At 71.9% G+C, this 11,770-nt stretch carries 9 protein-coding genes; 6 read left to right on the top strand and 3 right to left on the bottom strand.

The genetic code is table 11. From position 1 onward, the window contains the following. Nucleotides 1–343: 343 nt before the first annotated feature. On the bottom strand, nucleotides 344–1,063 hold the full coding sequence (locus ABTZ99_RS43435) for an SDR family NAD(P)-dependent oxidoreductase (protein ID WP_499618965.1): 720 nt from the start codon (nucleotides 1,061–1,063) through the stop codon (nucleotides 344–346). Nucleotides 1,064–1,295: 232 nt separating this feature from the next. Here ABTZ99_RS43435 and ABTZ99_RS43440 point away from each other — a divergent pair, with 232 nt between their 5' ends. Continuing rightward, a complete protein-coding gene (locus ABTZ99_RS43440; RefSeq protein ID WP_498778491.1) occupies nucleotides 1,296–1,781 on the top strand; it encodes an allene oxide cyclase barrel-like domain-containing protein in 486 nt (161 codons plus the stop codon). On the opposite strand, the gene ABTZ99_RS43445 is transcribed toward ABTZ99_RS43440, so the two are convergent. Both ABTZ99_RS43445 and ABTZ99_RS43450 read right to left on the bottom strand, forming a co-directional pair. Beyond that, on the bottom strand, nucleotides 1,778–2,824 hold the full coding sequence (locus ABTZ99_RS43445; RefSeq protein ID WP_499618967.1) for an ABC transporter substrate-binding protein: 1,047 nt from the start codon (nucleotides 2,822–2,824) through the stop codon (nucleotides 1,778–1,780). The two genes, ABTZ99_RS43440 and ABTZ99_RS43445, sit on opposite strands and share 4 nt — an antisense overlap. Nucleotides 2,825–2,876: 52 nt before the next feature. Continuing rightward, nucleotides 2,877–4,142 (bottom strand): RICIN domain-containing protein, encoded by a 1,266-nt coding sequence (locus ABTZ99_RS43450; RefSeq protein ID WP_499618969.1) that lies wholly within the window; start codon nucleotides 4,140–4,142, stop codon nucleotides 2,877–2,879. A 144-nt stretch (nucleotides 4,143–4,286) separates the two neighbouring features. Here ABTZ99_RS43450 and ABTZ99_RS43455 point away from each other — a divergent pair, with 144 nt between their 5' ends. From ABTZ99_RS43455 to ABTZ99_RS43475, 5 genes are all read left to right on the top strand, one after another. Further along, entirely contained in the window at nucleotides 4,287–7,508 is a 3,222-nt protein-coding gene (locus tag ABTZ99_RS43455) for a glycoside hydrolase family 3 C-terminal domain-containing protein (RefSeq protein WP_499618971.1), read from the top strand. A 345-nt stretch (nucleotides 7,509–7,853) separates the two neighbouring features. Further along, nucleotides 7,854–9,947: a cellulase family glycosylhydrolase gene (locus ABTZ99_RS43460; RefSeq protein ID WP_499618973.1), complete on the top strand. Its 2,094-nt coding sequence runs from the start codon at nucleotides 7,854–7,856 to the stop codon at nucleotides 9,945–9,947. 110 nt (nucleotides 9,948–10,057) lie between these two features. Next, on the top strand, nucleotides 10,058–10,201 hold the full coding sequence (locus ABTZ99_RS43465; protein WP_499618975.1) for a hypothetical protein: 144 nt from the start codon (nucleotides 10,058–10,060) through the stop codon (nucleotides 10,199–10,201). Between the two features lie 12 nt (nucleotides 10,202–10,213). Next, on the top strand, nucleotides 10,214–10,372 hold the full coding sequence (locus ABTZ99_RS43470; RefSeq protein WP_499618978.1) for a hypothetical protein: 159 nt from the start codon (nucleotides 10,214–10,216) through the stop codon (nucleotides 10,370–10,372). A gap of 92 nt (nucleotides 10,373–10,464) precedes the next feature. Then, complete coding sequence (locus ABTZ99_RS43475; protein WP_499618979.1) at nucleotides 10,465–11,691, top strand: cytochrome P450; 1,227 nt, start codon at nucleotides 10,465–10,467, stop codon at nucleotides 11,689–11,691. Nucleotides 11,692–11,770 lie beyond the last annotated feature (79 nt).

Consider the following 11,770-nt stretch of genomic DNA (forward strand, 5'->3'; position numbering starts at 1 on the left):
GGCCAAAGCCGGGCAGGCCTGGCGGGAAAAGCGTCCGCCAAGCCTGCCCGGCTTCGACCAGCCTATGGCACCCGAACCCATGTCAAATCGGGCCTGGGTGCGGGTGCTGCGGGTCCGTTGTGGGCGGGTGGGGTTTGGGGGTGGATCACTCGACTGGGCGGAGAATGCAACCTGGGACAACCCGAATCGCATGTCTTCCGTTAGCCGGATAAAACGGCCGGCCCGGCGGCGGGTACGGGTGGGTGGGGCGGTCGTTGAGCGGTTGTGCGGGCGGTTGTGCGGTTGTGCGGGCGGGCGGTTGGGGCGGGCGGTTCGGGCGGGCGGGGATTGTGGTGTGGTGGGGTTAGCGGCCGAGGCCGGCGCCGCCGTTGACGCCGATGACCTGACCGGTCAGGTGGCCGGCTTCCGGGGAGGTCAGGAAGGTCACCGCGGCGGCTACGTCGGTGGGTGTGCCGGTGCGGCCGTTGGCTGGGTTGCCGACCAGTTTCTTGCGCCGCTCCTCGGACAGCGTGCCGCCGAAGAACTCGGTCTCCTCGGTGACCCCGGGCGACACGACGTTGACCGTGATCCCTCGCCCGCCCAGCGCGAAAGCCAGGTCCGCGGTCCACGCCTCGATCGCCGCCTTCGCCGCGCCGTAGCTGCCCGAACCCCGCCGGGCGGCGATGGAGCCGATCGTGACCACCCTGGCGTCGTCGGCCAGGCGTGGTTCCAGGGCGGTGGTCACCAGGACGGCGCTGAGGACGTTCGACTCGAAGTTCGCCAACCACAGCTCGCGCACGTCCGCCAACCCCTCGGGCGCGGGACGGCGGCGGGCCATGTTGCCGCCCGCGTTGTTCACCAGGACGTCCACCCGGTCGGGCAGGTCGGCCAACGCCTCGCGCACCTGCTCGGGGTCGGCGGCGTCGAAGACGACCGCCCGTGCGCCGATCTCCGCGGCGGTGGCGGTCAGGACGTCCTGCCGCCTGCCGGTGATCACGACGTCCAACCCCCGCTTGACCAAGTCGGCCGCCACCGCCTTGCCGATACCCGTCCCGCCACCGGTCACGACCGCTGTTCTCGTCATGCCCTGGTTCCTATCAGCGGGATTCACCGGGGTCGATCCGCTTCTCGGCCCAATGATGGTTCACATTCATGACCGGTTTCACAGGTGTGATCAGTACACGGTCCGGTGAAGTGAAGTCACACGTTCGGTGCCCAATTTTCAGTCGAACGTGGAGTTGACCCACTGTGATCCAGGTTTCCGAATTATCTTCCGACGACGAAGACGGTTCAGCACCCTACCCGGAGGTGTCGTCGTGCAGGTCAACCGGTGGCTGGTCCTGGCACTCGTGGGCGGTCTCGTCGGCGCGGACCAGGTTCGCGCCGAGGAAACAGCAAAAGAGGCGACCGTGGAGGTGGTGGCGAAACGAGGGCTCATGTCGGCGCCCGCGGCGCCCACCGTCGGCCTCGGGTTCGTCAGCGGTGGCGAGCTGTTCGCGGCCGACGGCGCCACCAAAGTGGGCGACGGCAATTCGCACTGCGGCGTGCTGGCGGTTTCGGCGGCCGTGCCGCCGGAGGTCACCACCCACTGCACGTCCACCTTCCGGCTGCAGGACGGGCAGCTCCACCTCTCCAGCGTGCGGACGTACGAGACCATCGCGTCGGGCTTCAACGACACGACCATGTCGATCATCGGCGGCACGGGGGCGTTCGCCAACGCTCGCGGCGAGGGCAAGGTGGCGCGGACGGCCTCAGACCAGGGAGTCGCCTACAAGTTCGTCTTCACCGTGATCACGGACTAGTCGACCAGCAAGTCGCCCGACACCGGCACGAGCGGTGCCCGGCGGTTGTCCACCACCGCCGGCGTCGGTCGCGGGCCGCCGCGCCACTGCCCGCCCGCCAACGGGACCGCGGCCACGCCGGGCGCGGGGCCGGCGGTCCAGTCGAGCACGCCGGCGATCGTCGCCAACCGCGTCCGCGCCAGCACGTCGGCGACCGCCGCCGGTGAGTCCGCCTCGCTCACCGCGTGCACGGCCACCTCGAACAACGCGTGCGCGAGCCCGAGCGGTTGCAACCACGGTGATCCGGTGGCCTCCTCGTAGGCGCGCGCCAAATCGCGCGGCGTCCGCCCGCCCCGCCCGACGTGCTCGTGCTCCGGCGTCCACGACACGATCGTGGCGACCCGGTCCAGGCCGTACCGGGCCACGCCGAACGGATAGGTGAGCCACCGCGAGCACGTCACCAGCCGCGGCCGCCGCGCGCGCACCACGGCGGCCAGGTCGGCGGCGGTCGCGGCGCTGGTCACCACCTCCACGTCGCCGACGGCGGGCACGACACCGCTCGACTCGCGGTACGGCAGGTCGACCAGGTGGTGCCCGCGCGCGGCGGTGACCGGCGCGAACCACCTCCGCAGCGCCGCGCCCTGCGGGCCGTCGTTCCACACGCAGCCGACCGTCCGCGCCGGGCCGAGGCGCTCCCACAGGTCGGCGAACACGGCCGCGATGTCGTCCAGGCCCCAGCAGAAGTGGAACGCCGGGCCCGGGCGCCGACCGGCGTCGAACACCTGCCAGGGCAACGTCGTGGACACGCACGGCACGTCGTGCCCGGCGCAGGCGTCCACCACCGCGGGCAACGTCGTCGTGCCGCCCAACGTGACCACGACGCGAACACCCGACTCCACCAGCGACCGGGTCGCCGCACGGGCCCCTTCGGGCGTCGAGCCGCTGTCGCGCAACACCACCTCGGCGGGCCACGGCAGGCCGGTGGCGACGTACTCCAGCGGCGCGCCGAGCGACGACAGGCGTCCGGTCGTGGCGAGGACGACGCCGATCTTGGGACGGGTCACGGCGGCAACCTAGCGACCGCGCCGGTTCCACTATCGGGTGATCCCCACGTGATCAGGCCGGGTCGATGTCCCACAGTTGGTCGGGCGATGGGGCGACGGGGCGTTGCACGACCGGTGCGCCCGCGTTGCCCGTGACGGACAGCGCGAGCCCGGAGTGGGCGAACGCCAGCCGGTAGCCCGTGGTCGGGTTGCCGCGTACGCGCAGGGTCTGGTTGACGCCGCTCAGCCGTTGGAACTGGATCGCCTGGACACCGGGCTCCAGGCTCGACTCGGGCAGGTCGATCGCCTTGCCGCTGTGGCTCGCGACCAGTTCCCACCCCTGCGGGTTGGCTTCGAAGCGCCACCGCTGGTTCGGGGTGCCGGTGTGGGGCCAGCCGATGATCGGCGCCAGGTCCGCCGTCGACGCGTCCGCCACGGCCAGTTTCAGCCCGGTGGCACGGTTCCGCACGGTGTGGTGGGTGCCCATCACGAGCTGGTGCTCCGCGGCCGGCAGCGGCACGACGAGGTCGCCCGACCACGCCGGGTCGGCCACGTAACCGCGGCTCAGCAGGTCGTCGTAGAACCCGCCCGCGGGCGGGCAGTCCACTCCCCCGTTCGGGCAGATGTCGACGTCGTGCACGGCGTAGGTGCGGAACACGGCCCGCTTGAACGCCGCGTCCGCCGCGGTCAGGTTGGCGGGCTCGTCGCGGATCGTGTAGTCGCGGTAGTAGACGGCCTCGGGGTTCGACGGCACGTCCTGCAACGCGGTCCGCACGAGCCGCGCGGTGGCGACGTGGTCGCGGTGGAAGTAGAAGTCCTCCAGCGGTCGACCGGGCGTGTGCAGGCCGTGCAGGTCGGCGGTCGGGTCGGTGGTGCGGACGACGTCCGGCGCGAAGTCCGCGATCACCGCGCGCAGGTAGGCGATCAGCCGGGCACGTCCGGTGGTCTGGGCGGGCGCGTGGTCGAGCGGGCGGCCGGTCAGCGACTGGTCGCGCGCGTAGAGCTGCCACAGCCGGTTCGGTGGCGCGGTGGCGTTGTCGGGCAACCGGTTCTCCAGGATCGAGACGCGCGTGCCCGCGGTCCAGAGCGTCGCCGAGAGGTTCGCGCACGAGTACGCGTACGACCTCCACGGGGCGCCGGTCAGACCCGCGGCGTGCGCGTACGCCTCCCGGACGCCGAGTTCCCGTTGCTGCATGTAAGTCGGGTACGTGTGGTAGTCCGACGCCACGAGGAATACCGTGCGCACCACCGCCCCGTCGCGGAGGTCGTTCAGCAGATCGGGGCTCAAGAACAGCAAGTCGTCGTCGTGGTGCGCCACCACGTTCAGCACCCTGGCCATTGCCCACTCCCCTTCGCTCGTCCCACTGCAGGATGTCGTTCGAATGGCGGTCGGTGTTAGGAATCCCTTGCTCTACCTTGGTTCCAGGGGCGCATCGGCGGCAGCGGTCCGCCGACGCGGTTCGCATCGGCGCGAGGGGGCGTCATGCGGTGGAGGGAACGCCGGACCGGAGTTCACGTCACGGCAGCGCTGGTCCTGGTCATGGCGACCACCGCGAGCACCGCCGCGGAGCGGCAGCCCGCCTGGCGTGATGCGGCCGTTCCGCTGGAGCAGCGGGTGACGATCCTGCTCTCGCAACTGACGTTGGACGAGCAGGCGCGGCTGCTGCTCGGGGTGACGACGCCGGCCGGTGAGCACGCGGTCGGGTACGTGCCGGGCGTGGCGCGCCTCGGCATCCCGCCGCTGCGGCTCACCGACGGCCCGGCGGGCGTCCGCGACGGCCTGCCCGCCACCGCGATGCCCGCGCCCGTGTCGCTGGCCGCCACGTTCGACCGCGCGGTGGCCGCGGAGGCGGGCGGGTTGGTCGGCCGCGAGGTCAAGGCGCGCGGCTACCAGGTGCTGTACTCGCCGATGGTCAACATCGTCCGGGTGCCCCGGGGCGGGCGGAACTTCGAGACCTACGGCGAGGACCCGCACCTGGCGGGGCAGCTGGCCGCGAGCTACGTCGCGGGCGTGCAGGGGCAGCGGGTCGCCGCGCAGGTCAAGCACGTCGCGGCGAACAACCAGGAGGAGGGCAGGCTCTGGCTGTCGTCCGGTGTGGACGACCGGACGCTGCGGGAGGTCTACCTGCCGGCGTTCGAGACGGCCGTGCGGCAGGGCGGCGTGTGGTCGGCGATGTGCGCTTACAACCGGGTCGACGGCTCGTGGGCGTGCGAGAGCTTCCCGCTGCTCAACGACGTGATGCGGGACCGGTGGGGCTTCGACGGCGCGGTCGGTTCGGACTACCCGGCCACGCACTCCGGGGTGACGTCCGCGTTGGCGGGTCTGGACCAGGAGTTCGGCGGCTCGACGCACTACGCGGGCCTCGCGGACGCCGTGCGCTCCGGCGCCCTGGCGCGTCCGGCGTTCGAGGACAACGTGCGGCGGGTGCTGCGGCTGATGATGCGCACCGGTCTGCTCGACGGCGACCCGCGCCCGGTGGTGGACCCGGCCGCGCACGCGGCAGTCGCGCGTCGGCAGGCCGCGGCGGGCATGGTGCTGCTGCGCAACGACCGCTCACTGCTGCCGTTGACCGCCAGGAGCGTCGCCGTGTCCGGGTGGTACGCCGGCTTCGCGCACACCGGGGGCAAGGGCAGCTCGTACGTGACGCCGTACCCCGAGCACACCGTGACTCCGCTGGACGGTCTGCGCGCACGGGTCGGCGCGGGCCTGACGTACACGCCGGGGGCGCGCCCGTCGCCGTTCGCCGTGCCGCCGGAGTCGTTGTCGGACCTGCGCGCCGACTACTACGCCAACCGCGACCTCGCCGGCCCGCCGGTGGCGTCCACCGCGCCCGCCTCGATCGGCTTCGACTGGGCGGGCGGGTCGCCCGCGCCGAACGTGCCCGCGGACCACTGGTCGGCCCGCTTCACGGCGACCCTGTCGGTGCCCGCGACCGGCGCCTACGACCTCGCGGTCACCAGCGACGACGGCAGCAGGCTCTACCTCGACGGCACCCTCGTCGTGGACAACTGGGGCGATCACCCCACGCGGACCAGGTCGACGCGGATCCCGCTGCGGGCAGGCGACCGGCACCAGGTCCGGGTCGAGTACTACGAGGCGGCGGGTGACGCCGGGCTGCGCTTCGGCTGGTACCCGCCCGCCGAAGCCGATCCGGAGCTGCGCCGGGCGGTCGAGGCCGCACGGGCCGCCGACGTCGCCGTGGTGGTGGTCGGCGACGACAGCACCGAGGGCGCCGACCGGCCGTCGATCGACCTGCCCGGCAACCAGGACGCGCTGGTCTCGGCGATCACGGCGGCCAACCCGGACACCGTGGTGGTGCTGGAGACCGGCGGGCCGGTGACCATGCCGTGGCTGCCGGCCGCGCACACCGTGCTGCAGGCCTGGTACCCGGGCGAGCAGGGCGGGCACGCGGTGGCGGACGTGCTGTTCGGCGCGGCGGAGCCCGGCGGGCGGCTGCCGGTGACGTTCCCGACCGGTCTGGACGCGACGCCGATCGCCTCGCCCGCGCAGTACCCCGGTGAGGGCGGTGTCGTGCACTACGCGGAACGGCTCCGGGTCGGCTACCGGTGGTACGACGCCACCGGGACGACGCCGCTGTTCCCGTTCGGGCACGGCCTGTCCTACACGACGTTCCGCTACGCGAACCTGGCCGTGACGCCGACCGCCGGGCAGGCGGTCACGGTGTCGTTCGACGTGACCAACACGGGCGGACGGGCGGGCTCGGCCGTGCCGCAGGTGTACGTGGGCTACCCGGACGCGGCCGGTGAGCCGCCGCGGCAGTTGCGCGGGTTCACCAAGGTCGCCCTGGCCGCCGGCGCCACCACCAGGGTGTCGGTCGACCTCGACCGGCGGTCGTTCGCGGTCTGGGACGAGGCCGAGCGGTCGTTCCGGGTGCCGTCGGGGACGTTCGCGGTCACGGTGGGCGCGTCGTCCCGGGACGCCCGGCTCACCGGGACCGTGACCCGGCAGGCCGAGCGGATCCCCGAGGGCGCCACCGGCCAGGTGGTGCACGCGGGCTCGTGCCTGGACGTGGCCGATGCGAACGACGCCCCCGGCACGCCCGTCCAGCTGTGGGCGTGCAACGGCACGGCCGCGCAGCGGTGGACGGTGACGCCGGAGGGCGCGATGCGGGCGATGGGCCGGTGCCTGGCGCCCGCCGGTGACGCCGTCGTGCTGGCCGACTGCGCCGGTCAGCGCTGGGCGGTGGCGGACGGCGGGCCGCTCAGGTCCGGTGACCGGTGCCTCGACTCGTCCACCGGCGCGCTGCGGCTCGCGCCGTGCACGGGTGGCGTCGCGCAGACCTGGCAGCCGCCGCGACCGGCCGACCGGGTGACCGGGATCGCCGGCCAGTGCGTCGACGTGGACGGCGGCAGCACGGTGAGCGGGACGGTCGTCTGGCTGTTCCGGTGCAACGGCACGGGCGCGCAGGACTGGAAGCTCGACGCGGACGGGTCGGTGCGCGCGCTGGGCAAGTGCCTCGACGTGGCCGACGGGGTGCCCCACGCCGGCACGCCGGTGCAGCTGTGGGACTGCAACGGCACCGGCGCGCAGCACTGGCGCGCCGATCCGGGCGGCGCGCTGGTGAACGCGCTGTCCGGCCGTTGCCTGGACGCGCGCGACGGGATGTCGGCCGACTTCACCCGGTTGCAGATCTGGGACTGCAACGGCACCGCCGCGCAAACGTGGGTGCTGCCCCGTCGCTGAGGTCGTGCCGCGCGGGTCCGATGTCGAATTCATTCGACGGATTCGTCGAACGGCGGACGATGCCCGCGTCGAATGATTTCGACTTCCGGTGACCATTCCGAATTGGTCGGGGATGTCGCCTGAGTCGATTCCTGTCGAAACCCTTGCGTCACCCATCCGTTACCGCCAACATCATGGCGAGGCAGCGCCGGAACACGCCGCCGCGCCCGGTCACACGGTCGTGGCGGTGCGGGTGCGCCGGGCGGCGACCGGCGCACCCGCATTCCCCACCGCGGCCGGCTCCACCGCCCGCGCGCGTTTCGGTTCCCACCCCTCCCGCTGCCGCACGCGATTACGAGGAGCGTCATGGCCGATATGCGAGACAAGCTGAGAAAAATCCGTTGGCGGGTTGGCCTGCTGGCCACCGGAATGGCCTCGGTGCTCGCGAGCGCGGGTGTTGTCGCGGTGACCGACGCCCAGGCGGCGGCGGGCTGCCGGGTCGCGTACTCGGTGCCGAGCCAGTGGCAGGGCGGCTTCAACGGCAACGTCGACATCACCAACCTGGGCGACCCGATCACCGGCGGGTGGCGGCTCACGTGGGCGTTCCCGTCCGGCCAGACGGTCACCCAGGCGTGGAACGCCACCGTGACGGCGTCCGGCGGCCAGGTCACCGCGACCAACGTCGGCTACAACGCCAACATCGCGACCGGCGGCTCGGTGTCGTTCGGCTTCAACGGCACGTGGACGGGCAGCAACACGGCGCCGTCGTCGTTCGCGCTCAACGGCGTGACCTGCACCGGTAGCACGACCACCACCAGCACCACGACGAGCACGACCACCACCACGACCACGACGAACCCGCCGGCGGGCGACGCCATGGCGCGGGTCGCGGAGATGCAGCCCGGCTGGAACCTGGGCAACTCGCTCGACGCCACCGGCGCCGACGAGACGTCGTGGGGCAACCCGCGCATCACCGAGGCGCTGCTGGACAACGTCCGGGCGCAGGGCTTCAAGAGCATCCGCATCCCGGTCACCTGGAGCGCCCACCAGGGCGGCGCGCCGGGCTACACGATCGAGGCGGCCTACCTGGCGCGCGTGAAGGAGGTCGTGAACTGGGCGTTGGCGGACGGCTTCTACGTCATGATCAACATTCACCACGACTCGTGGCAGTGGATCAACGCCATGCCGACGGACCGCACGAACGTGCTGGCCCGCTACAACGCGGCGTGGACGCAGATCGCGGCCGCGTTCCGGGACGCCTCGCCGAAGCTGATGCTGGAGAGCGTCAACGAGCCGCAGTTCGCCAACAGCTCGGGTGACGCGCAGAACGCGCAGCTGCTCAACGAGCTGAACACGTCGTTCCACCGGATCGTGCGCGGCTCGGGCGGCAACAACGCCACCCGCCTGCTCGTCCTGCCGACCCTGCACACGTCGTCGGAGCAGGCTCGGGTGGACGAGCTGGTGGCCACGTTCAACTCGCTCGACGACCCGAACCTGATCGCGACGTTCCACTTCTACGGCTACTGGCCGTTCAGCGTGAACGTGGCGGGCGGCACGAAGTTCGACGCCACCGTGCAGAAGGACCTGACCGACTCGTTCGACCGCGTGGCCAACGCGTTCGTGGCGCGCGGCATCCCGGTCATCCTGGGCGAGTACGGCCTGCTGGGCTTCGACCGGCACACCGGCACCGTCCAGCAGGGCGAGAAGCTGAAGTTCTTCGAGTTCCTCGGCCACTACGCCCGCACGAAGAAGATCACCACCATGCTGTGGGACAACGGCCAGCACTTCGGCCGCACCTCGTTCGCGTGGAGCGACCCGGAGCTGATCGCCCAGATCAAGTCGAGCTGGACGACCCGGTCCGGCACGGCGTCGTCGGACCAGGTGTTCAGCGCCAAGGCCTCGGCGGTGAGCGACAAGACGCTGACGCTCAACCTGAACGGCACGTCGTTCGTCGGGCTGCGCCACGGCACCACCGACCTGGTGCGCGGCACCGACTACACGGTCAGCGGCGACCAGCTGACCATCAAGGCGGCGTTGATCACCCGGTTGAGCGGGTCGCGGGCGTACGGCACGAACGCGACGCTGTCGGCCCGGTTCTCGGCGGGCGTGCCGTGGCGGATCAACCTGGTCACCTACGACACGCCGGTGCTGTCGAACGCGACCGGGACGACGAGCGCGTTCTCGATCCCGTCCCAGTTCCGCGGCGACCAGTTGGCCACGATGGAGGCCAAGTACGCGGACGGCAGCAACGCCGGCCCGCACAACTGGACCTCGTACAAGGAGTTCGACGTCACGTTCGCGCCGAACTACACCGCGAACACCACGACGTTGAAGCCCGAGTTCTTCGCCGAGGTCACGGACGGCTCGCGGGTCACGCTGACGTTCCACTACTGGAGCGGCGCCAAGGTGACGTACTACGTCACCAAGTCCGGCACGTCGGTCACGGGCACCACCGCCTGACCGCACGCGCACGTCACCACGCCGGCGGCCCGGAGCACCCCTCGCTCCGGGCCGCCGGTCTGCGTAGTCGTACTCATGCGCGGCGCCCGGCGGTCGGCGAGACTGGCCGCGTGATCGACGTCGAGCAGCGCAGACGGCCCGGGGTGGCGTTCGCGGGTTTCCTGGTGCCGTTCGCGCTCCAGGTCGCGGTGGTGGCCGCGTACCGATCGTGGTACTTCGCGGACCTGGGTTGGCGCGGTGGCGAGTACGCGTAGGCGTTCATCGGGGTGGCGATCGGCTCGATCGTGCTGGGCTGCGCGGCCAAGTTCTTCCGGCCGCCCTGGAACTCGGTGGGTACCGGCCTGGTGCTCGCGGGCGTGCTCGGCTTCGTGGTCGTCGCGGTGGTGTTCGCGGCGATCATCGTCGCCTGGGGTCTGGCCGCGTAGCGCTGGTGTCAGACCCGTGTCAGGCCCGTGTCAGCGCCGTGTCCGGCCCCTCGGTGATCGTGGTCGCCACATCCACCACGAGAGGAAAACCGATGAGTCGAACGGTTCCCATCCCGCACGGCCTGCCGATGGAGCGCGATGCGGGCCCCTTCGACCCGCCCAGCCGGATCACCGAGCTGCGCGAGGCCCACCCGGTCAGCCCGCTGCTGTTCCCCGACGGTCACGAGGGCTGGCTCGTCACCGGCTACGACGAGGTCCGCCGGCTCATGGCCGACGCCCGCTTCAGCTCGCGCCAGGACCTCGGCGTCATGCACGTGCCGTACGAGACCCCCGGCATCCCCGCGGCCACCGAGCCGTCGCCGCAGCTGCCGGGCCTGTTCATCAGCATGGACCCGCCGGATCACACCCGGCTGCGGCGGCTGCTCACCGGCGCCTTCACCGTCAAGCGGATGAAGCAGCTCGAAGAGCGCATCGCCGACATCGTCGAGCGGCAGCTGGACGAGCTGGCGAGCCTCGCGCCGCCGGTCGACCTGGTCGAGGCGTTCGCGCTGCCGGTGCCGTCGCTGGTGATCTGCGAGCTGCTCGGCGTGCCCTACGAGGACCGGGCCGCCTTCCAGGTCAACTCGGCCAAGTTCCTGGAGAAGGACGTGGTGCTCGAGGAGAAGATGGCCGCGTTCGGCGCGATGAACGCGTTCCTGACCGAGCTGGTCACGCGCAAGCGCGCCGAGCCGGACGAGGACCTGCTGTCCGACCTCGCCCGCAACGACGACCTCGCGATCGAGGAGCTGACCGGCATCGCGTTCCTGCTGCTGCTCGCGGGCCACGAGACCACCGCCAACATGCTGTCGCTCGGCACGTTCGCGCTGCTGGAGAACCCCGGGCAGCTGACGGCCCTGCGCGAGGACCCGGAGCTGCTGCCCGGCGCGGTCGAGGAGCTCATGCGCTACCTGTCCGTCGCCGACATCTTCTACCGCTACGCGACGGAGGACATCGAGCTCGGCGGTGAGACGATCACCAAGGGCTCGACCGTCGTCGTCTCGCTGCTGGCCGCCAACCACGACCCGCGGCGCTTCGACGACCCCGACGCGCTGGACGTCCGCCGGCAGGCGCGCGGCCACCTGTCGTTCGGGCACGGCATCCACCAGTGCCTCGGCCAGCAACTGGCCCGCATCGAGCTGCGCGCCGGTTTCGGCGCCCTGCTGCGCCGCTTCCCGACGCTGGCACTCGCCGTCCCGGCCGACGAGGTGAAGCTCAAGACCGACATGAACATCTACGGCGTGCACGAGCTGCCGGTCACGTGGACGGAGACGGCCCGGTAGGGCGGTCGCCCTCGACCACCGCGAGGACCTCCCGGCAGCGCGCTCGGTTCCGCCGCCACGCCGAGCCCGCCCACGCCGC

The sequence above is a fragment of the Actinosynnema sp. NPDC002837 genome (assembly GCF_040295345.1).
Classification (GTDB): domain Bacteria; phylum Actinomycetota; class Actinomycetes; order Mycobacteriales; family Pseudonocardiaceae; genus Actinosynnema.

What these genes read in the sequence shown, in the direction of transcription:
- ABTZ99_RS43455 (WP_499618971.1), top strand. Translation starts at nt 4,287, where the DNA reads ATGCGGTGGAGGGAACGCCGGACCGGAGTTCACGTCACGGCAGCGCTG.
- ABTZ99_RS43450 (WP_499618969.1), bottom strand. Translation starts at nt 4,142, where the DNA reads ATGGCCAGGGTGCTGAACGTGGTGGCGCACCACGACGACGACTTGCTG.
- ABTZ99_RS43435 (WP_499618965.1), bottom strand. Translation starts at nt 1,063, where the DNA reads ATGACGAGAACAGCGGTCGTGACCGGTGGCGGGACGGGTATCGGCAAG.
- ABTZ99_RS43475 (WP_499618979.1), top strand. Translation starts at nt 10,465, where the DNA reads ATGAGTCGAACGGTTCCCATCCCGCACGGCCTGCCGATGGAGCGCGAT.
- ABTZ99_RS43460 (WP_499618973.1), top strand. Translation starts at nt 7,854, where the DNA reads ATGGCCGATATGCGAGACAAGCTGAGAAAAATCCGTTGGCGGGTTGGC.